This is a genomic window from Thermomonas sp. (assembly GCF_020850895.1).
Classification (GTDB): Bacteria; Pseudomonadota; Gammaproteobacteria; order Xanthomonadales; family Xanthomonadaceae; genus Thermomonas.
In genome coordinates this window covers 35,911-56,262 of sequence record NZ_JADZDS010000107.1, presented here as the reverse complement: position 1 = coordinate 56,262, position 20,352 = coordinate 35,911, and the positions used below count along the sequence as shown (strand labels likewise).

Here is a 20,352-nt window from a genome sequence, read left to right as displayed (position 1 = left end):
GCACCGCCCGCGCAGGGCAGGGTCAGGCGACCTTTTTCAGCGGGGCCCCGGATTCCAGCCAGTCGGCCAGCGCGGTCAACGTCGTCACCCGCAGGTCGGCGGGCGGTTGCGCCTCAGGCCAGGCGTGCAGGCCGCGATCGATCCAGCAGGTACGCATTCCTGCCCGCGCGGCCCCGGCCATGTCCACCCGCGGGTCGTCGCCGACGTGGAGTACGTCCCCGGGCTCGGCCTCGAGGCGCTGGCAGGCTTCGCGAAACAGGCCGGTGTCGGGCTTGGGTGCGCCGTATTCGCGGGCGGTCAGTTCGAACCGGAACAGATCACCGATGCCGATGGCGACCAGGTCTGCATTGCCATTGGTCAGCGCGGCCACCGGCAGATGTGCGGAGATCCGGCGCAGGGAGGCAATCGCGTCGGGAAAGAAATCCACGCGGTTGCGTTCGCGGAAGAAGATTGCATAGGCGGCACTGGCCAATTCCGGATCGTCGCCGCTCTCGCGCAACGCGCGCTCGATCGTCAACCGCCGCAGCAGGCCCAGGTCGTGCGCCAACTCCGGGAATTCCAGCATGACCCGTTCGCGCAGCGCGCGCATTTCCGCGATCGGGAAGCGTTCGGCGGTGCGCGGGCTGTGGGCTTCGAACCAAGCGTGGAGGGTGGACTCGATGCGTTCGCCGATCGGAGCGAACGGCCAAAGGGTGTCATCAAGGTCGAGGGTGATGGCGCGGAGCGATGATTTCACGACGTGGTCACGAAAGGGGAACTGCTGCGACGCGGTGCGTCGGGCCAGACAGCCGGGGGATCGTCTGGTGTGGGGGTGGATGCCGCGGGATTGGGGGCGTCGGCGTTCGGGTCCGCAAGTTCGCTGCGTCCAGGAACGGCGCGTTCCAGCAATTTGGCGAGGGCGCGCAGCAGATTCAGCACGCCGTCGCTGCCGACCAGTCGCAGTGGCCGTGCGCGGCCACTGAGGAAACCCAAGGCCAGACCGGCGACGACCAGCCGTCCGGGGGTCCAGCCAGTGCGCCAAGTGGCGAGGGTGCGCCGGCACTGCGCACCGGTTTGCTCGCGGCGGGCTTCAACCTCGCGTTCGGCGGCGGCAACCCGGGCGTGCAGTTCGGCCAGGCTCAACGGATGTCTCCTGCGTCACGCGGGGGTGAAGCGGCCGGCTGCCCCGGATTGGTTTCCGGCAACAGCCGTGCCAGTTGCCGACGGGTGGCGTCCAGTCCGGCGTGGGCAAGACTGCGCCTGACCGCTAACCCGCAGAGCACGGCTCCGACGGCACCGATGGCTGCCACGACAAGCAGTGCGATTCCCCACGCCACGCCAAGCGCGCGCAGGCCGGCGACAACGGCGGCCAGCAGCAGCATCCATGCGGAAATGCCCAGTGCGGCGGCGGTGCCGGCAAACACCAAGGCACGCCCCACCGCTGCCCGGGCCAGCGCCAGATCGGCGGCCAGCAATGCACGCAGCGCCTGGCCGGTCGCGAGTGCGTCGTGCAGGCTCTGCCGGGATTGGTCGCCAAGCGCATGCAGCGCCTCGCCCAGTCCCGGCGTGCCTGCCTGCGCTTCGCTCTCCGGCGGGATCGGCTCGTCGGCCATCCCAGTGGCTTACTTGTCCCCGCGGCCGAGCTTGGAAATGATCCAGCCAGCGGCGAAGGCCGCGCCGAACGCAACCAGCGGGCGTTCGCGGATCAGCTCGGCGGCGCTGTCGAGCAGGTCGCGGCCCTTGTCCATCAGGGCATTGGCCTGTTCGCCGGCGGCACCACCCAAGTGTTCGGCTGCGCTGATGCCGGCCACTGCGCTGTCGGCCAGTTCTGCCTTGACCTGGGCCTTGCCGACCCGCAATTCGTCACCGGCTGCGCCGGCGGCGCTCTTGACCGCGCTGCCGGCCGCAACCGCAGCCTGCTTCAAATGGGTGCCGGCCTCGCCCAGATTGGCCTTGACCGCTTCGGTGTTTTCGCTCATCAGCCATGTCCTCGGTTTTGGGGGAAGCCAGTGTGGCACTGATCGCGTTCGCGTGCTGCAACTTCGTTGCATCAGCGCATCAGCAGGTCGCCGCGGGCGTTGCCGCGCAGCACCCGCAACACCAACTGCTGTGGCGGTGTCGCAAAGCTGGCGCGGAAACCTGATAGGTCGTTGAATTTGCCGCTGCTGGCCGCCAGGACCACGTCGCCGCCTTGCAGGTTGTTCTGGGCGGCGCGACTGCCGCGCGCCACCGATTCCACCAGCACGCCATTCAAGCCCTGGCGGCGCAGTGATTCAGGCAATTCGGCAAAGCTGGCACCGGCCAGTCGCGGGTCCACGCGGTCGCCGGCAAGTGCTTTCGGCACCTCGCGCAGCCCGCTGGTGACCTGCAGGGCGCGACCGTCACGCCGCAGATCGAGGGTCACCCGAGCGCCCGGCGACTGCAGGCCCTGGAAGTTGCGCAGCGCCTCGGCATCGGCGATGGGTTCGCCGTTGGCGGCGACGATCACGTCACCCACGCGCAGGCCGGCTGCGCCGCCGGCGGAATCCGGATACACGCGGGTGACCACCGCGCCACGCGGTTCGCTCAGGCCGAGGCCCTGGGCGATGCGCGCATCGACATCCTGCAGGTCGATGCCGAGGGTGCCGCGGCGAACCACGCCGCCATGCAGCAACTGATCGACGATGCGGCGCGCCAGGTTGGACGGGATGGCAAAGCCCAGCCCGATATTGCCGGCCATCGAACCACGCGGGTTGAAGCTGGCCGTGTTGATCCCGACCAACTCGCCGTTGAGATTGACCAGCGCACCACCGGAATTGCCCGGATTGATGCTGGCGTCGGTCTGGATGAAGCTCTGGAAGCCGGCGCCCGGCAAGTTGTTGCGGCCGACCGCGGAGACAATGCCCGAGGTCACGGTCTGGCCGACCCCGAACGGGTTGCCGATCGCCACCACGAAATCGCCGATCTGCAATTGGTCGCTGTTGGCCAGTGGAATCGCGGTCAGCGCAGCCCCGGACAGGTTGCGGGTGGGGATGCGCATCAGCGCGATGTCGGTGTCGGGATCGGAGCCGACGAATTCCGCGGTGATGGTGCGGCCGTCGGCCAGGGTCACCTGCACCTCATCGGCGTTTTCGACCACATGGTTATTGGTCAGGATCAGCCCGCGCTGGGCATCGACGATCACGCCCGAACCCAGCGAACGCGCGATGCGCTCCTGCGGGATGCCGAAGATGCGGCGGAACATCGGATCGTCACCGAACGGCGTGTTCACCCGCACGACCTGCTTGGTATTGACGCTGACCACCGCCGGCAGCACGTGCTTGAGCATCGGAGCCAGCGAGGGCATCGGCGAGCGCGCCACCGTGGCCTGTGGCATCGGCGCGGCCTGGCTGGTCGGCAGTGGCGCTGACTCCGCTACCGTTGCTGCCTCGGCAGGGTGGTCAAGCAGTAACCCCATGCCAGTGGCGGCAAAGCCGCCGAACGCAGCGGACAGGGACAGGGCCAACAGGGTGCGGGAAGCGTGTTTCATGGCGGGAATGATGGATGACTGCGTTCAGTCTCGCCAAACGCATTGCAATCGATGCTGAAGGACGTCGGGCGGCGCAATTTGATCGCGCACCGCAACATGCCGCCCATTCAGGTCTGACCGGCGGTGGATCGCGGGGTCTTGCTCAGCGTGCTGCAGGGCGGTGTCCAAGGGGAAAAGGGCGTTTCCCGGCAGTGGTCGATTGACTTCCCGGGAGCCGGGTGCGAACGTTTGTTTGGGTGGGGTGCCACAAGATGTAGTGGCCGACTTTACAAAAAATCCTAGCTATAGTGGCCGCATGGAGCCGCGGGTGTGGCCTGCGTTGTTCGCAAAACCGATCGACGACAGCTGGAACCCGCAGTTGGATGTGGAAGACACCGGTGCGACCACCGGGACAAGGAAACCTTCGCGGCAGCGTGCCGTGGAATCTGGACAATCGACGGAATGGGAGATCCGACAGGCATGAGCAGGGCGAGGCTGGAAGCGGTGGCCACCGACGCAAAGAGCGACATTCCGATGCAGCCGGCATCGGTGGACATCTGGGACAAGAAATACCGCCTCAAAACCAAGCGTGGCGTCGCCATCGATGCCGATATCGACGGCACTTACCGGCGCGTGGCCAAGGCGCTGGCCGAGGCCGAGCCCACCGTCGAATTGCAGCAGTACTGGCAGGAGCGCTTCACCTGGGCGCTGCGCCGCGGCGCGATCCCGGCCGGCCGCATCACCTCCAATGCCGGCGCGCAGGAGCACAAGCCCGCCACCTCCACCATCAATTGCACGGTGTCAGGCACGATCACCGATTCGATGGACGGCATCCTCGAAAAGGTGCACGAGGCCGGGCTGACCCTGAAGGCCGGCTGCGGCATCGGTTACGAATTCTCGACCCTGCGTCCGCGCGGTGCCTTCGTGGCCGGCGCCGGTGCGTATACCTCGGGGCCGATGTCGTTCATGGACATCTTCGACAAGATGTGTTTCACCGTGTCCTCGGCGGGTGGCCGCCGCGGAGCGCAGATGGGCACCTTCGACGTGTCGCATCCTGACGTGAAGGACTTCATCCGCGCCAAGCGCGAAGACGGCCGCCTGCGCCAGTTCAACCTCAGCCTTCTGATCACCGACGGCTTCATGCAGGCGGTGGAGTCCGACGACGACTGGCCGCTGGTGTTCCCGATCAATGCCAAGGAGCGCGGCGAAATCGATCTCGACGACGCGACCCAGGTGGTCTGGCGCGACTGGCCGCTGCACGCGAACTACATCGTGCGTGACGACGGCCTGGTGGCCTGCAAGGTGTACGGGCACATCCGCGCCCGCCACCTGTGGGACATGATCATGGTCTCGACCTACGACTACGCCGAGCCGGGCTTCATCCTGATCGATCGCGTCAACGAGATGAACAACAACTGGTGGTGCGAGACCATCCGCGCCACCAATCCCTGCGGCGAACAGCCGCTGCCGCCCTACGGCGCCTGCCTGCTGGGCTCGGTCAACCTGACCAAGTTCGTGCGCCACGCCTTCACCGACCAGGCCGAATTCGACTGGGAGGAGTACAAGGAAGTGGTGCGCGTGTTCACTCGCATGCTCGACAACGTGGTCGAGGTCAACGGCCTGCCGCTGCAGCGCCAGCGTGACGAGATCCTGCGCAAGCGCCGCCACGGCATGGGCTTCCTTGGCCTTGGCAGCACCATGACCATGCTGAAGATGAAGTACGGCAGCAAGGAAAGCTGCGAATTCACCGAGGCGATCGCCCGCGAGATGGCGGTGGCCGGCTGGGAAACCGGGCTTGCCCTGGCCAAGGAAAAGGGCCCGGCGCCGATCATGGACGAGCTGTTCACCGTCGATGCCGAGATGCTGCGCAAGCGCCCGGAAATGGCGAAGGACGGCTGGAAACTCGGCCAGCAGATCGAAGGCCGGGTGCTGCACGCGCGCTACAGCCGCTACATGCAGCAGGTGGCGAAGGTCGCGCCCGAGCTCGCCGATGAATTGGCCGAAGTCGGCTGCCGTTTCACCCACCACAGCTCGATCGCGCCCACCGGCACCATCTCGCTCAGCCTGGCCAATAACGCCAGCAACGGCATCGAGCCGAGCTTCGCCCATCACTACAGCCGCAACGTGATCCGCGAAGGCAAGAAGTCCAAGGAAAAGGTGGACGTCTATTCCTTCGAGTTGCTGGCCTATCGCGAACTGGTCAATGCCAAGGCGATGCCGTTTGCCGAGGACGCGGCGGCGAAGCTGCCCGACTACTTCATCAGCGCCGACGACATCAGCCCGAAGGAACACGTCGACGTGCAGGCGGCTGCGCAGAAGTGGGTGGATTCCTCGATCTCCAAGACCGCGAACGTCCCCACCGACTACCCGTACGAGGACTTCAAGGACATCTACCGCTACGCCCACCAGCAGGGCCTGAAGGGCTGCACCACCTTCCGCTTCAACCCGGCCGCGTTCCAGGGCGTGCTGGTCAAGGAAGCCGACCTCGAGAACACCACCTACCGCTTCGAGCTGGAGGATGGCTCCACCATCGAGGTCAAGGGCAATGAGCAGATCGAATACGACGGCGAGATGCACACCGCCGCCAACCTGTTCGACGCGCTGAAAGAGGGCTACTACGGCAAGTTCTGAGGCCGGCGCAGGCGGGCGGTTCGGGTATAGCATCGCGGGGTGGGAAGCCTCCCACCCAGCCCCGCAAGGAGAGGGCATATGAGCAACGGAAACCAGGTCACGAATGCGCTGTCCGATGCCGTTGAAAGCGGCAAGGAAAAAGTGGCGGAATTGCGCGACGCCGCCTCGGCGGCGGCGGCAACCACGCTTGCCAAGGTCAAGAAGGCGACCACGCGGGCGAAGACCGCGGCCACGTCGGCTAAAAAGGCTGTCGAGAAGAAAGTCGCCACCGCCAAGCAGAAGCTGTCCGCCGCCGGTGCCGACGCGCGCAAGCAGGCGCAGACCTTGAAGGACAAGGTTGCAGGCAAGAAGGCGGCAAAGAAGGTGGTGGCCAAGAAAGCGCCAGCGAAAAAAGCAGCAGCGAAGAAGGCCCCTGCAAAGAAAGCCGCTGCCAAGAAGGCTGCGGTGAAGAAGCCGGCGGCGAAGAAAGCGCCAGCCAAGAAGGCCGCGAAGAAAGTCGCCAAGAAGACGACGAAGTAAGCAAGCACACGCGCCCGCCCGGTCTCGCGCCGGGTGGGGCGCATCCCCCGTTACAGCAACACGACAGGCAGGTTTCAGGTTCCATGACCGTCAGGATCGAAAAGAAAATCAAGGGCTATTCCGTTGTCACCGCCGAGCAGCGCGCAGCCGAAATCGAGCTGGTCGCCGCCACCGCGGACGACGCTGAGCTGGAAGACAACGTCATCCACATGCACGAGCGCATCGAGCGCCCGGACGTCCTGATCGGTTCCACCTACAAGATCAAATCGCCGCTGGTCGAGCACGCGATGTACGTGACCATCAACGACATCGTGCTCAACGCCGGCACCGAGCACGAACTGCGCCGGCCGTTCGAGATCTTCATCAATTCCAAGTCGATGGAGCATTTCCAGTGGATCGTCGCGCTCACCCGGATCATGTCGGCGGTGTTCCGCAAGGGCGGCGATGTCACCTTCATCGTCGATGAAATGAAGGCGGTGTTCGACCCGCGCGGCGGCTACTTCAAGGCCGGCGGTGTCTACATGCCCTCGCTGGTGGCTGAGCTCGGCAGCATCGTCGAAGATCACCTCAAGGCGATTGGCCTGCTCCACGACCCGGAGATGAGCGACGCACGCCGGGCATTGATCGCGGAGAAGCGCAGGGTCTACGAATCGCGCTCAAAAAAAAACGCTGAAAATTGCTCAGTAGGCGCCGGCACGGCGGGCGAAATGGGCGGCGCGATGATCGCCGAGGACGACGCGATGGAGGGCGAGGCCATCGCCATCACCGGCGACGGCACCAGCTTCCCGCCCTCGGCCAGCATGTGCCACAAGTGCAGCACCAAGGCCTTGGTGCTGATGGACGGCTGCGCGACCTGCCTGAACTGCGGCTACAGCAAGTGCGGGTGAGGGGGCTTGGAATCAGCAGTGGTGGATAACATAGAAAAACGATTGGCTACCCTGCGCTCTGCCTCGACAATCGAAGCTCGAGCGCATGAGGTGCATTTAGAGTTGTGGAACAACCGGTACGATCTTTTTGTCGATAAGGTGCCGTCGCATCCACTGGAGTCAGTGGAGCCTGCAGTCGCGCTGTCCATGAAGGGTTTTCGTGTAGTTACCGATCCTTGCTTGGGCGAAATGTGGAACGAGGGTCGACGGGTGCGAGTGGCAGGTGTGGTCGATCAAGACGCTCGATTGGTAAAAATCTCACCGAACCTCGATGGTCAAGAACGCCGCTTCACGACCGGTCACGAGCTCGGTCACGTTGTCGAGCATCCAGGGATGACGCTGCATCGGGATCGGGCACTTTCTGGTCACATGCCTCGGAAAGACAATATGGAGCGTGAGGCCGATTTGTTTTCCTCTTGTTTTTTGATGCCGGCGAGGCATGTGCTCAATGAGTTCTACGCGCGATTTGGAATGCATGTCTTTCGAATGAACGAAGATACGGCGTTTGGGTTTTTGCTTGGCAACTACCAGGGCTGTCGAAAAAAAATAAAATTGCAGCGTGACGCTTCAATTCTTTCAGCAACAGCATCACATTTCATGGGGCGACATTTTCTTCCACTCAACCAATTCTTCGGTGTGTCACCGGTGGCAATGGCAATTCGCTTGGAGGAGGTTGGTCTCGTAGAGCCGGATTCAGCCAAGTGGGTGCGCTAGAAACGGCAGGTTATGCGAATAGTCGAATGTGGTCTCTTGCCCTGATCCATCACCTGACTTCCAGCCCGGGACGATCATTCCGCCTGCGGCTACATTTCGGCGGAACTCCAATCCGGGAATCCATGATGCGCGGCATGCTCCGAACCCTTCGTCTTGCTTGCTTGGCCGCTGTGCTCACAGCATCCACCGCACAGGCCGCTGAGCCAACCCTGCCGCCGGAACAGGCGCAGCTGCTGGCGTCGATCTCCGCCGCCAACATGCGTGGCGATTTGGCCTTCCTCGCATCGGATGCGCTTGAAGGCCGCGGCACGCCGTCGCGTGGGCTGGACATGGCGGCCGAATACATCGCTTCGCAGTTTCGTGCGGCCGGGCTGGAACCGCTGGGTGATGACGGCTATTTCCAGACCGCCGACTGGCGGCAGATTGCGCCTGCCCGCGAGCGCGCCCGCTACGCGAATGCGCCGGATCCCATCCCGGTGCGCAATGTGGTCGGCGTGTTGCGTGGATCGGATCCGCAGCTGAGCCAGACCTATGTGCTGGTGACCGCGCATTACGATCATCTTGGCGTGCGTCCGGGCGGCGGAGCCGATCCGATCTTCAATGGCGCGAATGACGATGGCAGTGGCACGGTCTCGGTGATCGAATTGGCGCGGGCGTTTGCGGCACTGAAAACGCGGCCGAAACGCAGCATCGTGTTCATGACCGTGTTCGGCGAGGAGCACGGCCTGGTCGGTTCCCGCTATTACGGCGCGCATCCGCTGGTGCCGGTCGCCGATACCGTGGCCGACATCAATCTCGAACAGGTCGGCCGCACCGACGACAGCGAGGGGCCGGAAGTGCGCGCCGCTGCGCTTACCGGCGCGGACTACTCGCAGGTGGCCGATGTGCTGCGCCGGGCCGGCAGCCTGACCGACGTGCGGATCACCCGCCACCCGGTCAACAGCGACCGCTATTTCGCCTTCAGCGACAACCAGGCGCTGGCGGACCTGGGCGTGCCGGCGCACACCATCAGCGTCGCCTACGAATACCCGGACTACCACGGCGCCGCCGACACCTGGGACAAGATCGATTACACCAATATGGCGGCGATCAATCGCACCGTGGCGCTGGCGGTGTGGATGATCGCCAACGATCCGGTCGCGCCGCGCTGGAATGCCGCCAACCCGAAGACCGCCAAATATGTGGAGGCGGCGCGAACGTTGCAGGAAGGTCGCGCGCCGCGCAGCCCCTGACGCACGCGGATGCATCGGGGACGCTGACCTGCGCCTGGCCATCCGCCGCGTCCTGCGATCCCATCGGGGCGGTCAGGGCATGTGGCGGTCGCGGTGTGCCCAAGACCGGTTTGCCTGCACGAACGAAGGAGGCGGCTCATGATGATCCTGCACGTCGGTGCCAGTGGCTTGGTCGGTCGGCTGGTGCTTGAGCGCCTGCTGGCTGCGCCCGAGGTGGTTTCGGTGGTTGCACCGAGTCGGCGCGCGCTCGCCGTGCAACATCCCAAGCTGCGCAACCCGCTGGTCGATTTCGATGCCCTGGATCCGGACGCTGACTGGTGGGCCGCGGACGCAGTGATCTGCACCCTCGGCACGACGCTGGCCGAGGCGGGATCGAAGGAGGCGTTCCGCCGCGTGGATTTCGACTATCCCTTGCTGGTGGCGCGGCTGGCGCGCTGGAAGGATGCCGGCGCGTATGCACTGAACTCGGCACTGGGCGCCAATGCGCGTTCGCTGTTCTTCTACAACCGGGTCAAGGGTGAGCTCGAAACGGCACTGGCAGCGGTCGACTATCCGTCGCTGACGTTTGTGCGTCCGGGCCTGATCGATGGCGTTCGGATCCCACCACGCCCGGGCGAAGGACGGATGCTTGCGCTCTCGCGCCTGCTGCGCCCGCTGTTGCCGAAGCAATGGCGTCCCAGCCGCGCCGAAAAGATTGCCGATGCACTGGTGGCTGCGGCCGTGCAGGCACGCCCAGGCCGTCGCGTCATCGCGGCTCGTCAGTTGGCATAAGCCGCGGCCAGCTGCCGGCCGCTTGCAATGCGATCCGTCTGGGCATACAGTGAACCTTATGGTTCACTGTCAAGCCTGCCTCGACACCACCTTCGCGGCACTGTCCGACGCCACCCGGCGTGGGGTGTTGGAGCAGCTCTGGGGTTCGGATGCTTCGATCAGCGACCTGGCCGATCGCTTCCGCATGACCCGCACCGGCATGAAGAAGCACGTCCACGTGCTCGAGCAGGCGGGGCTGGTGACCACCGAGAAGATCGGGCGGGTACGCACCTGCAGGCTGGGGCCACGCCGGCTGGAAGACGAGGCAGCGTGGATCGCGCGTTACGCCCAGGTCTGGAGTGCGCGTTTCGACGCACTGGATCAGGTGGTCGAGCAACTCAAATGCAAGGAGAAGGCAGATGCAAAGCGCAAACGAACGTAATTCCACCACCGGCAACCGCACGACCGTCGAGCGGAAATCCGACCGCGAGCTCGTCGTCACGCGCCGCTTCGATGCCCCGGTGCACATCGTGTTCGAGGCTTGGAGCAAGGCCGAGCTATTCCAGCGCTGGTGGGTGCCGGCAGGCTCGGGCTTGTCGCTGCTCTCCTGCGAGATGGACGTGCGCACCGGCGGCAGCTATCGGCTGGTGTTCCGCCATCCGATGGCGGAGCAGCCGCTGGCGTTCTTCGGCAGTTACCTGGAAGTGATTGCGAACCAGCGCATCGTGTGGACGAATGAGGAAAGCGCGCAGGGCGCGGTCACCACGGTGACGTTCGAGGAAGATGCCGGCACGACCCAGGTCACCCTGCATGAGCGTTATCCGACCACCGAAGCGCTCGAGGACGCGCTCGCCGGTTCGGCCGAAGGCCTGCCCGAGCAGTTCGCGCAATTGGATGTGTTGCTGGCCGGCGGGATGTGAGGGCGTCCGCCCGGAGCGTGTGCTGCAACGCGCTCCGGAAAGGGGCTGGTCACGCTAGAACCGCACCGCGGCATGCAGCGGTGCGGCATCCTGCCAGCGCGCGCGGCCGCCGAGGAAGCCGAGTTCGATCAGGACCGATCCGCCGATGATCTGGATCTGCAGGCGCTCGAGCAGTTGCCGTGCCGCCGACAGGGTGCCGCCGGTGGCCAGCACGTCATCCACCAACAGCACCCGCGCACCGGGCGCAAGCGCATCGGCCTGCACCTGCAGTGCGTCCTCGCCGTATTCCAGCGCGTAGCGCTGCTCGAGGGTGGCGCCCGGCAGCTTGCCGGGTTTGCGCAGCGGCACCACCCCGCAAGCGAGTGCGCATGCCAGCGGCGCACCGAGCAGGAAACCACGCGCCTCGATGCAGGCCACCGCGTCGATGGGCGTGTCGCGCCATGGCTGCGCCAGCGCCGAGATCGCTGACGCGAAGGCAGCGGCGTCGGCCAGCACCGGCATGATGTCCTTGAACACGATGCCGGGCTTGGGGAAGTCCGGTACGTCGCGGATCAGGCGGGTCCACTCGGGCATGGCGCGGCTCCTTCCGGAATCGACCCATTGTGCCTGTCGGTCACGAGAAACGGCCATGCCTGGCGCGAAGCCGTAAAATGGCGGCGATGAACTCCCACGACCCACGTTCCGGCATCGCCCTGGTGGCGTTCGATGCCGACGACACCCTTTGGCGCAGCCAGGATTATTTCGACGATGCGCAGCAGCAGTTCGAGCGCATCCTCTCGGCCTACGTCGATTTGCAGGACGTCGGCCAGCGCCTGTACGCCTACGAGAAGCGCAACATCGCCTTCTTCGGCTATGGCGCCAAGGGCATGGCGCTGTCGATGGTGGAAGCGGCGGTGGACATCACCGAGGCGCGCATCAACGGCTCCGACATCAAGCGCATCGTGAGCCTGGCCAAGGACCTGCTGCGGCATCCGGTGGAATTGCTGGACGGCGTGCGTGCGGCGGTTGAAGCGGTGGCGGCGCAGCATCCGCTGGTGCTGATCACCAAGGGCGACCTGTTCCATCAGGAAGCCAAGGTGCGCGACTCCGGCTTGTCGGATCTGTTCCGCCGGATCGAGGTCGTCAGCGAAAAAGACCCGGCCACCTATGCGCGCCTGTTCGAGGAGTTCGGCGTCTCGGCGCACAACTTCCTGATGGTCGGCAATTCGCTGCGCTCGGATATCGCGCCGGTGCTGGAGCTGGGCGGTTGGGGCGTGCATGTGCCCTACCACACCACCTGGGCGCATGAGTCCGAAGCCGAACTTTCCGCAGGCCAGGGCCGGATGCGCACGATCACGTCCTTGCAGGACCTGCCAACCACCTTGCAGGAGCTGGACCTCCAGTCGCGCCTGCAACCCGCACCCCAAGGAGAATGGATCGCATGACCGCACAAATCGACCTGACCGGCCGCGTGGCCATCGTCACCGGCGCCGGCGGCGGCTTGGGACGCGCACACGCGCTGCTGCTGGCCAGCCGCGGCGCGCAGGTCATCGTCAATGACCTCGGCGATGCGGCCGATGCCGTGGTCGAGGAAATCCGCGCCGCCGGCGGCGAGGGGCGCGCCGCCAAGTGCTCGGTGGCCGACGCCGGTGCGGTGCAGGCGATGGCCGATGCGGTCTTGGCCGATTTCGGGCGGATCGACATCCTCGTCAACAACGCCGGCATCCTGCGCGACAAGAGCTTCGGCAAGATGGCGCTGGACGATTTCCGCCTCGTCGTCGACGTGCACCTGATGGGCGCGGCCAACTGCACCAAGGCGGTGTGGAACGCGATGCGTGCGCAGAACTACGGCCGCATCGTGATGACCACCTCGTGCAGCGGTCTGTACGGCAACTTCGGCCAAGCCAATTACGCCGCGGCCAAGATGGGCTTGGTGGGGCTGATGCAGACCCTGGGCATCGAGGGCGAAAAGCACGGCATCCGCGTCAACTGCCTGGCGCCCACCGGCGCCACCCGGATGATGGAAGGGATCCTGCCGCCGGAGCAATTGTCGCAGTTCAAGCCGGAATTGGTGAGCCCGGCAGTGCTGGCGCTGGTGGCCGAAGGCGCCCCCAACCGCGCCATCCTGTCGGCGGGCGCGGGAAGTTTCGAGTTGGTGCACATTGCGATGACGCAAGGGATCGCGTTGGGCGAGGATGCCACGGCGGAGGCCATCCTCGCGCATTGGAATACCCTGGCCAACCGCAAGGACGCGATGGTCCCGCAGACCGGCTTCGACCAAGCCCAACACGAACTGGCCAAGCTGGGCTTGCTGCACAACGCGGCGCAGGCGTGCGACGTGACGTGATCGCGCCTCGGGCGGGGGGATTGCGATGCGACTCAAGCTGCTGCTCATTTTCCTAGTCGTCTTCGTCCTGCCCGGTCTGGGGGGCGTGGGCTACTCCGCCTGGCATCTGGCCGACGCGTACCAGCGATCAACGGCGGGCGTGCGCGGAACCGGGAAAATCGTCGCCTACGAAAGGCAGGCGTATCGGGCCCGGGTGGGGCGACGCTTCTGCGCCGTCGTCGAATTCCAGCATGCCGGTGAGACGGTCAAGTTCACCGACGACTGGTGCAACACCGCGCAGGCGAAACGCCCGATCGGGTCGGTGGTCAATGTCATCTACAACCCGGAGCACCCCGAGGCCAGCCTCATCGATGACTTCGGCACGCTGTACGGGAAAAACCTGTTCATCGGCGTCATTTGCGTGCCCTGGCTGTTGCTGGGAATCGTGTTGCTGGTCCGGGTGCGGTGACAGCGTGTGCGCGGCGCCGCGGGGCCGGTCGCGGCCTCAGGGCACCAGCAGCGCCATGAACTCCTGCACCGGCAACGCTTCCAACCGGGCCTGATCCAGCGCCACCGCGAGGATCGCCTGCTGGCGTTCGGGATCGAAGCGGCGGGCGAGGTTGCGCCGGAATTTTTCTTCCAGCAGCGGGATGCCATCAGCGCGGCGGCGGCGGTGGCCGATCGGGTATTCGACCAGCACTTCATCGAGCGTTGTGCCGTCGCTGAAGGTGACGGTCAGGCCGTTGGCGATCGAGCGCTTGTCCGGGTCGTGGTAGTCGGCGGTGAAGGCCGGGTCTTCGACGCAGTGGATCTTCGCGCGCAGGGCGTCGATGCGCGGATCGCTGGCCACGTCGGCCTCGTAATCGGCGGCGGTCAGGCGGCCGAACAGCAGCGGCACCGCCACCATGTACTGGATGCAGTGGTCGCGGTCGGCCGGGTTGTCCAGCGGGCCCTGCTTGTCGATGATGCGCACGCAGGCGGCGTGGGTGCGGATGAGGATTTTCTCGATGTCCTCGACGCGGCGGCCCTGCGCCTTGAGCTGGCCGTGCAGGGCCATCGCCGCTTCCACCGCGCTTTGCGCATGGAATTCGGCCGGATAGCTGATCTTCAGCAGCACGTTTTCCATCACGTAGCTGCCGAACTCGCGCTCGAAGCGGAATTCGCGGCCCTGGAACGACACGTCGTAAAACCCCCAGGCCGGCGCGGTCAGCGCGCCCGGATAGCCCATCTCGCCGGTCTGCGCGATCAGCGCCAGCCGCACCGCGCGGCTGCACGCATCGCCGGCGGCCCAGCTCTTGCGCGAGCCGGTGTTGGGCGCGTGCCGGTAGGTGCGCAGGCTCTGGCCGTCCACGAACACCTGCGACAGCGCCGCCAGCGCCTGTTCGCGGTCCAGCCCCAGCAGCTGGCACACCAACGCGGTCGAGGCCAGCTTGACCAGTGCCACGTGGTCCAGGCCCACCTGGTTGAAGGAATTCTTCAGCGCCAGCACGCCCTGGATTTCGTGCGCCTTGATCGCGCATTCCAGCACCTGCCGCATCGTCAACGGCGCGCCCTTGCGCGCCAGCCAGTCGGCCACGGCGAGAATCGCACCCAGGTTGTCGGACGGGTGGCCCCATTCGGCGGCCAGCCAGGTGTCGTTGTAATCCAGCCAGCGGATGGTCGCGCCGATGTCGAACGCGGCCTTGACCGGATCCAGCTCGAAGCGCGTGCCCGGCACGCGCGCGCCGCCGGGCAGGCTGGCGCCGGGCACCAGCGGCCCGAGCAGCTTGGTGCAGGCCGGGTACTCCAGCGCTTCCAGCGCGCAGCCGATCGAATCGATCAGCACATGGCGCGCGGTGGTCCAGGCCAGCGCCGAGTCTGGCCGGTAATCGCGGACGTAATCGACGATGCGAACCAGCACATCGTCCCATTCGGGGCGCTGGTTGTCGTTGCGGGATGTCATGGAACGTCCTCCAGCGGCATTCATGATTTGCGCATGGGCAAAAGCGCGGACGCTTACCTCACGCGCGGACATGGACGTTCTACCGCTGCGGTACCGCCCACGGCAACCGCGATGCAAGCCGTGCTTGATGAAGATCAACCGTGGCCGAATTGCAGACGCGTGGCGGCGCTGATTCGTTGCCGCAGCGATGACGTCATTTGCGCCAGCGGGCTTCCCCCTTGCGCGAATGTCCTCCGGCAGCGTGCTTGCGCCCGCTGCCTCCCCCTTGATTTCGCTACAGGGGGAAGCCCGCTGGAGCTCCCCTCTGCAATGGGCTCACCCCTGCGGCACCCGCACCCAGCCTTCCATCAGCACCCGCGCGCTGCGTGACATCACCGCGCGGGTGACGGCCCACTGGCCGTCGCGCAGTTCCACCGACGCGCCCACGCGCAACGTGCCGGACGGGTGCCCGAAGCGCACCGCATCGCGCGGGCCGCCGCCGGCGGCAAGATTCACCAGCGTGCCAGGCACCGCCGCGGCGGTGGCAATGGCGACCGAGGCCGTGCCCATCATCGCGTGGTGCAATTTGCCCATCGACATGGCGCGTACGTTGAGGTCGATGGCGTCGGCGGCGATGCGTTTGCCCGCCGACGAGACGTAGGCTTTCGGCGGCGCGACGAAGGCGACCTTGGGCGTGTGCTGGCGGGTCGCCGCTTCCTCCGGCGTCTTGATCAGGCCCATGCGCAGCGCACCGGCCACGCGGATGGCTTCGAGCTTGGCCAGTGCGGCTTTGTCGTCATTGATCACCGGCTGCAACTCGGTGCCGTCATAACCAAGCGCGTTGGCGTTGACGAACACGGTCGGAATGCCGGCGGTGATCATCGTGGCGCTGAGTGTGCCGAGGCCGGGCACGTCGAGGTCATCGACGAGATGCCCGGTGGGAAACATCGACCCGCCATCGCCCTCGTCATCGGACGGATCCAGAAACTCCAGCACGATCTCGGCGGCCGGGAAGGTGACGCCATCCACTTCGAAATCACCGGTTTCCTGCACCTGGCCGTCGGTGATCGGCACATGCGCAAGGATGGTCTTGCCGATATTGGCCTGCCAGATCCGCACTGTCACCGTGCCGTTGTCGGGGATGCGTTCGGCGGGGATGAAACCGTTGGTAATGGCGAACGGGCCGACCGCGGTGGACAGGTTGCCGCAATTGCCCGACCAATCCACGAACGCGCTATCGATACTCACCTGCCCGTACAAATAATCGACATCGTGATCCGGCACGCTGGCCGGCGCGATGATCACGCACTTGGACGTACTCGATGTCGCCCCGCCCATGCCATCGGTGTGCTTGCCGTAGGGGTCGGGCGAGCCGATCACCCGCAGCAGCAGCGCGTCGCGCGCGGGGCCGGGGGTTTGCGCTGCAACGGGTAAATCCTCAAGGCGAAAGAACACGCCTTTGCTGGTACCGCCGCGCATGTAGGTGGCAGGGATGCGGAGTTGAGGGGAGAAGTGGATCACGATTGCTCCAGCATGGATTTGAAACGCCGCATCGCGGCGCTCTGCGGCCACGGATTCAGATGCCTAAGATGCTCGGCAACGTGTTGATTGCAAACATCTTTCAGGATGAATTCTGGTTAAGCACAGGCCTCGGTGCTTAACTCTAGCACGGCCGAAATGTCGGGCCGTTCCGGTGCTGCCGGTGAATCGACGGGGTGGAACAATAGGGTCATTGGTCGTGCCCCACCAGTCAAATGGCGCCGACACCATCGATCGTGCGCTACGGCAATAGCAGTTGTTTCATCACCTGTGAATAGCCCGTTTGCGGGAACAGGATGTGTCGGGAGGCAAAGTCCTGTTCGGTCCAAGGAACGTCCCATTGCTGCTGCAAATCCAGCATCGGCGTTTCCGACAGAATCCAGCCATCGACGGCGATGTCATCGCGCCCCGCTGTCTGCAGGCCGGTCGCCACGTAATCCTGCAGGCGCTCATGGAAGCCGGTCACCTTGTCACTGCCGCGTTTTTCCATCAGCAGGCCATGCGGTTCGATGAACAACACCTGCTGGCGCTGCGGGCCGATGTTCCACAGGATGAAGTCCGGGAAAAATCCTTCGGTCTCGTAGAACCCGAGACCGCGGCCGCGCGACTGGTTGCGCAGCAGGTAGAGCTTGTGACCTGCAAGCTGCCCAAGGCGTTCGGCCTCCCAATACGTCTGCAAAGCCGCAACGAACTCGCGCTCCGACTTCTCCAGCACCTTGGGTGACAGGCTCACGGTGTCCGCGGCGCTTCCATCCACGGCGATCAGCAACGGTTGGTAGAGATGCCGCTCGAAGCGCTGTTTCCGCACCAGTGGGTAGCGGGTCCAGTCCGGATTCCGTCCCGAGAGAAGCTCATGGGCCAACGCGGTCAGCTCGCCGATGACATTCCGCTGGTCCACTCGTACCAGCACCTTGTACGGCGGATACTGGGCTTGCGCCTCGCCGACGCGACACACCCGCATGTGCTTTGTCTCGAAGCGGTTCTGCTGCAGGCGATAGTCACGTTCGAACCATGCTTCCAGCGCCTCGCACACCGCTTCCTGCAGGCGCCCGATCGCGGCAGCACCTTGCGGCTGGAAAAATCCGTCCTCGGCGATGAACTGGCAACCATCGGCCGCGATGACGCGAAGCGTCTGCGGGCGGACCACGGCATTGCTCCAGCCGCGCAGCCGCTTCTTTTCGGCCAGGCGGAAATACTCCTGATTCCAGTCCAGCAGCGCCAGTACGGCCGGAGCCAGCGCGCGCGGCTTGGCGCTGCGCTGCGCCGCCGTCGATGCCCGCCTGCGTGCTGGCATAGCTGGCGAAGCGCGCCGACGCATCGTGCTTGACCGGCAGGCCGCGCGGCTGGCCGGGCATGACCACACACTCCTCGCGGAAGCGCTGCGGCACAGGCGGCTCGAAATAGGCCAGATTCGCCGCTTCCGGTTCGCTGCTGGCCAATTTCCACAGCGGCAACTCGATCAGTACCGAAGGCAGGTCGTCCACGCCCTCGCGCAGCAGCGCGTCGCGGAATACCTGCATGTACGACGCGCGCACCGAAAACACGTTCAGGCACTCCAGCCAGCCGATGTCGGTTGGATGCTCGATGCCCGGCAGCGCGGTACTGCGCTTGAGGCTGCGACCCAGGCCGAGCAGGCGCACGCCGCGCCCGAACAGCTGGATGATCTGTGCGCCCTCGCTCTTGCCGACATTGAGCAGGCCCAGGCTGCTCACGCGCCAGCTGCTCCAGCCCTCGATGAACTTCTTGGCGCCGACCAGCAGGTTGACCGGCGAGCCGCGACGATTGATCCCGGCAAACAGCGAGTCACCCACCACGTCTTCCAGCACCGGAACCCCGGCGGTTTTCAGCAGCTTCAGCAAGTCGGAGGTATCGCCCACGTTGACCACGCCGAACGGCTGCGCCGCGCCCTGCGCGCGCAGAGAGATCTCGCCGTCGGCGCCGCGGATCGGCTGCACTTCCAGCCGCGCGCCCGTCGCCTGCAGGTGGAACACCTGCGCCAGCATGTCGGCCAGCAGCGCGGAAAAATCCGCATCCGGCAGATAACGTTCGCGCAGCCAGGCCAGCGCATCGTGCAGACCGGCGCGGCCGTCGTCGCCGCGGAACAGACGTGCGTCGTGCAGCAGTTTCTTCACCAGCTTCGCAGACCAACCACGCTGGTTGGCGAGGAACCGGTCGAGGAAGTCGAGCACGGTGGCGATATCCGAACCGCCGGTCTTGCCGCTGTTGACGCTGGCACCCACGTACACCCACAGCGGTTTTTCGATGCCGTAGCGCGGCCACCCGGCCCCACTGCCGTACACGCGCAGCTGCTGGTAGTAGCTGAGCAGGTTGGCGGCCATCAGCGCATCGCGCACCTCCGGGTCGTCGCCGCCGACGTTGAGCAGGCGGAAGTCCTTGCCGAAGCCGTCACCGTGGAAATAGCGGTAGGAATAGTCGAAGCCGATGGCCTTGCCGTACTCGGCCAGCAGGTCCTCGTTGCCGGCGGCATTGAGCGCCTGGCCGAAGGTGGCGCTGTACTCGAAGGTGAAGCCGGTCGCGCCGAGCTGGTCGCGATAGCCCTTCCAGACCTCGCCGCCGCTGCCCTTGTGGCCTTCATCGACGAAGATCAGGTTGGGCGCGCCCTCGCGCAGGAAGCGCGCCACCGGCACCGTCACGCCGCCGCCTTTCTTGTCCACCACCAGCTTGGTGATCTCGATCACCTGCAGCACGTCGCGGCCGGGCAGCAGGCCGGGGCGCTCCGGGTCGAAGCGCTCAGCGTGCAGGCCGGAAGCGCGCGCCTCGGCCAGGTGCTGCTCGCTCAGCCCCGCGTTGGGGGTGATCAGCAGGAGGTTGTTGAGCGGGCCGGGGAAGTAATGCCGGTACTGCAGCAGGTTGAAGTGCAGCAGCAGGGTCTTGCCGCTGCCGGTGGCCATCCAGAACGCCAGCTTGCGCAGGTCGTCGCGGCCAAACGGCTGGAACAGCGCTATCTCCGGCAGCGAGGACAGGAAGCGGTTGAGCGCATCCAGCAGTGCGCCCGGCGCCTGCGCCAGCCGGTCCAGGTACACCTCGGTGAACAACAGCGCCAGCATCTGGAAATAACGCAGCTGCAGCGGCTGCGCGGCGCGCGCCTGGTTGATCCGCTCAAGATGCCGGCGGAGGTTGGCGTCATAGCGCAGCAGGTCGCGGCGCACGGCGGCGTCCTTGACCTGCGCCGCCAGCAACCGGGTGACGTGGAACACGCCATCCTCGTCCATGCCTTCCTCGGCGCGGGCGCAGGCGTCCAGCAGGCTGCGGTTGTCCTGCGCCCCCAGCGTGTGCAGCATCCAGCGCAGCAGGACCAGGCGCTGCTCCAGCCGCGCGGTGAGGCTGGCGGCGTTGGCCGGCGCCGGCCGCGGAGAGCTCGCAGTGCGCGCGACGCGCGGCATCAGGGCGCTCCCCGCGGCAGGGCGC

21 protein-coding genes are annotated in these 20,352 nt (G+C 65.7%); 11 read left to right on the top strand and 10 right to left on the bottom strand.

The features are described from left to right. Nucleotides 1–22: 22 nt before the first annotated feature. The 5 genes from IT472_RS09815 to IT472_RS09795 all read right to left on the bottom strand — a co-directional run bounded on the left by IT472_RS09815 (nt 23) and on the right by IT472_RS09795 (nt 3,487). A complete protein-coding gene (locus tag IT472_RS09815; protein WP_297181303.1) occupies nt 23–736 on the bottom strand; it encodes an HAD family hydrolase in 714 nt (237 codons plus the stop codon). Beyond that, entirely contained in the window at nt 733–1,122 is a 390-nt protein-coding gene (locus IT472_RS09810) for a hypothetical protein (protein WP_297181302.1), read from the bottom strand. The genes IT472_RS09815 and IT472_RS09810 overlap by 4 nt, the downstream gene beginning before the upstream one ends. Next, complete coding sequence (locus IT472_RS09805) at nt 1,119–1,592, bottom strand: phage holin family protein (RefSeq protein ID WP_297181301.1); 474 nt, start codon at nt 1,590–1,592, stop codon at nt 1,119–1,121. The genes IT472_RS09810 and IT472_RS09805 overlap by 4 nt, the downstream gene beginning before the upstream one ends. 9 nt (nt 1,593–1,601) lie before the next feature. Then, on the bottom strand, nt 1,602–1,961 hold the full coding sequence (locus IT472_RS09800; RefSeq protein WP_297181325.1) for a hypothetical protein: 360 nt from the start codon (nt 1,959–1,961) through the stop codon (nt 1,602–1,604). A gap of 68 nt (nt 1,962–2,029) precedes the next feature. Beyond that, nucleotides 2,030–3,487, bottom strand: a complete 1,458-nt coding sequence (locus tag IT472_RS09795) for a trypsin-like peptidase domain-containing protein (protein ID WP_297181300.1) — start codon at nt 3,485–3,487, stop codon at nt 2,030–2,032. A 459-nt stretch (nt 3,488–3,946) separates the two neighbouring features. On the opposite strand from IT472_RS09795, the gene IT472_RS09790 reads away from it, so the two are divergent. The 8 genes from IT472_RS09790 to IT472_RS09755 all read left to right on the top strand — a co-directional run bounded on the left by IT472_RS09790 (nt 3,947) and on the right by IT472_RS09755 (nt 11,158). Then, nucleotides 3,947–6,097, top strand: coding sequence for an adenosylcobalamin-dependent ribonucleoside-diphosphate reductase (locus tag IT472_RS09790; RefSeq protein WP_297181324.1), 2,151 nt, complete (start codon nt 3,947–3,949; stop codon nt 6,095–6,097). Nucleotides 6,098–6,175: 78 nt separating this feature from the next. Then, on the top strand, nt 6,176–6,616 hold the full coding sequence (locus IT472_RS09785; protein WP_297181299.1) for a hypothetical protein: 441 nt from the start codon (nt 6,176–6,178) through the stop codon (nt 6,614–6,616). An 83-nt stretch (nt 6,617–6,699) separates the two neighbouring features. Continuing rightward, a complete protein-coding gene (locus IT472_RS09780) occupies nt 6,700–7,503 on the top strand; it encodes an NrdJb (protein ID WP_297181298.1) in 804 nt (267 codons plus the stop codon). 6 nt (nt 7,504–7,509) lie between these two features. Then, nucleotides 7,510–8,256 (top strand): ImmA/IrrE family metallo-endopeptidase, encoded by a 747-nt coding sequence (locus IT472_RS09775; RefSeq protein WP_297181297.1) that lies wholly within the window; start codon nt 7,510–7,512, stop codon nt 8,254–8,256. 134 nt (nt 8,257–8,390) lie between these two features. Beyond that, the gene (locus IT472_RS09770) at nt 8,391–9,488 is read left to right on the top strand and encodes a M28 family peptidase (RefSeq protein ID WP_297181296.1); all 1,098 of its coding nucleotides are present in this window, start codon (nt 8,391–8,393) and stop codon (nt 9,486–9,488) included. A gap of 138 nt (nt 9,489–9,626) precedes the next feature. Further along, nucleotides 9,627–10,259, top strand: coding sequence for an NAD-dependent dehydratase (locus IT472_RS09765; RefSeq protein WP_297181295.1), 633 nt, complete (start codon nt 9,627–9,629; stop codon nt 10,257–10,259). Nucleotides 10,260–10,317: 58 nt separating this feature from the next. Continuing rightward, nucleotides 10,318–10,680, top strand: a complete 363-nt coding sequence (locus IT472_RS09760; RefSeq protein ID WP_297181294.1) for a metalloregulator ArsR/SmtB family transcription factor — start codon at nt 10,318–10,320, stop codon at nt 10,678–10,680. Next, nucleotides 10,658–11,158, top strand: a complete 501-nt coding sequence (locus IT472_RS09755; protein ID WP_297181293.1) for an SRPBCC domain-containing protein — start codon at nt 10,658–10,660, stop codon at nt 11,156–11,158. Before IT472_RS09760 ends, IT472_RS09755 begins: the two co-directional genes overlap by 23 nt. Before the next feature lie 54 nt (nt 11,159–11,212). Here IT472_RS09755 and IT472_RS09750 read toward each other — a convergent pair whose 3' ends face one another. After that, nucleotides 11,213–11,731, bottom strand: a complete 519-nt coding sequence (locus tag IT472_RS09750) for an adenine phosphoribosyltransferase (RefSeq protein WP_297181292.1) — start codon at nt 11,729–11,731, stop codon at nt 11,213–11,215. Nucleotides 11,732–11,808: 77 nt separating this feature from the next. Here IT472_RS09750 and IT472_RS09745 point away from each other — a divergent pair, with 77 nt between their 5' ends. Genes IT472_RS09745 through IT472_RS09735 form a run of 3 tightly spaced genes read left to right on the top strand, consistent with a single transcriptional unit; the run spans nt 11,809 to nt 13,932 of the window. Beyond that, nucleotides 11,809–12,582: an HAD family hydrolase gene (locus IT472_RS09745; RefSeq protein ID WP_297181291.1), complete on the top strand. Its 774-nt coding sequence runs from the start codon at nt 11,809–11,811 to the stop codon at nt 12,580–12,582. Further along, nucleotides 12,579–13,484, top strand: a complete 906-nt coding sequence (locus IT472_RS09740; protein WP_297181290.1) for an SDR family NAD(P)-dependent oxidoreductase — start codon at nt 12,579–12,581, stop codon at nt 13,482–13,484. Before IT472_RS09745 ends, IT472_RS09740 begins: the two co-directional genes overlap by 4 nt. Before the next feature lie 25 nt (nt 13,485–13,509). Then, a complete protein-coding gene (locus tag IT472_RS09735) occupies nt 13,510–13,932 on the top strand; it encodes a DUF3592 domain-containing protein (RefSeq protein WP_297181288.1) in 423 nt (140 codons plus the stop codon). A gap of 36 nt (nt 13,933–13,968) precedes the next feature. Here the strand turns inward: IT472_RS09735 and IT472_RS09730 are convergent, their stop codons facing one another. The 4 genes from IT472_RS09730 to IT472_RS09715 form a co-directional block, all read right to left on the bottom strand. Beyond that, entirely contained in the window at nt 13,969–15,405 is a 1,437-nt protein-coding gene (locus IT472_RS09730; RefSeq protein ID WP_297181287.1) for a bifunctional 2-methylcitrate dehydratase/aconitate hydratase, read from the bottom strand. 315 nt (nt 15,406–15,720) lie between these two features. Further along, on the bottom strand, nt 15,721–16,902 hold the full coding sequence (gene prpF, locus IT472_RS09725) for a 2-methylaconitate cis-trans isomerase PrpF (RefSeq protein ID WP_297181323.1): 1,182 nt from the start codon (nt 16,900–16,902) through the stop codon (nt 15,721–15,723). Between the two features lie 262 nt (nt 16,903–17,164). Further along, complete coding sequence (locus tag IT472_RS09720) at nt 17,165–17,956, bottom strand: hypothetical protein (protein WP_297181286.1); 792 nt, start codon at nt 17,954–17,956, stop codon at nt 17,165–17,167. Beyond that, nucleotides 17,922–20,327 carry a DEAD/DEAH box helicase family protein gene (locus IT472_RS09715; protein ID WP_297181285.1) on the bottom strand — a complete coding sequence of 802 codons (2,406 nt, stop codon included), beginning with the start codon at nt 20,325–20,327 and terminating at the stop codon, nt 17,922–17,924. Before IT472_RS09715 ends, IT472_RS09720 begins: the two co-directional genes overlap by 35 nt. Between the last annotated feature and the right edge of the window lie 25 nt (nt 20,328–20,352).

Coding starts and splice junctions, on each gene's coding strand:
- IT472_RS09730 (WP_297181287.1), bottom strand. CDS start 15,405: ATGACATCCCGCAACGACAACCAGCGCCCCGAATGGGACGATGTGCTG.
- IT472_RS09750 (WP_297181292.1), bottom strand. CDS start 11,731: ATGCCCGAGTGGACCCGCCTGATCCGCGACGTACCGGACTTCCCCAAG.
- IT472_RS09715 (WP_297181285.1), bottom strand. CDS start 20,327: ATGCCGCGCGTCGCGCGCACTGCGAGCTCTCCGCGGCCGGCGCCGGCC.
- IT472_RS09795 (WP_297181300.1), bottom strand. CDS start 3,487: ATGAAACACGCTTCCCGCACCCTGTTGGCCCTGTCCCTGTCCGCTGCG.
- IT472_RS09785 (WP_297181299.1), top strand. CDS start 6,176: ATGAGCAACGGAAACCAGGTCACGAATGCGCTGTCCGATGCCGTTGAA.
- IT472_RS09755 (WP_297181293.1), top strand. CDS start 10,658: ATGCAAAGCGCAAACGAACGTAATTCCACCACCGGCAACCGCACGACC.
- IT472_RS09780 (WP_297181298.1), top strand. CDS start 6,700: ATGACCGTCAGGATCGAAAAGAAAATCAAGGGCTATTCCGTTGTCACC.
- IT472_RS09760 (WP_297181294.1), top strand. CDS start 10,318: ATGGTTCACTGTCAAGCCTGCCTCGACACCACCTTCGCGGCACTGTCC.
- IT472_RS09765 (WP_297181295.1), top strand. CDS start 9,627: ATGATGATCCTGCACGTCGGTGCCAGTGGCTTGGTCGGTCGGCTGGTG.
- IT472_RS09745 (WP_297181291.1), top strand. CDS start 11,809: ATGGCGGCGATGAACTCCCACGACCCACGTTCCGGCATCGCCCTGGTG.
- IT472_RS09740 (WP_297181290.1), top strand. CDS start 12,579: ATGACCGCACAAATCGACCTGACCGGCCGCGTGGCCATCGTCACCGGC.
- IT472_RS09735 (WP_297181288.1), top strand. CDS start 13,510: ATGCGACTCAAGCTGCTGCTCATTTTCCTAGTCGTCTTCGTCCTGCCC.
- IT472_RS09770 (WP_297181296.1), top strand. CDS start 8,391: ATGCTCCGAACCCTTCGTCTTGCTTGCTTGGCCGCTGTGCTCACAGCA.
- IT472_RS09805 (WP_297181301.1), bottom strand. CDS start 1,592: ATGGCCGACGAGCCGATCCCGCCGGAGAGCGAAGCGCAGGCAGGCACG.
- IT472_RS09790 (WP_297181324.1), top strand. CDS start 3,947: ATGAGCAGGGCGAGGCTGGAAGCGGTGGCCACCGACGCAAAGAGCGAC.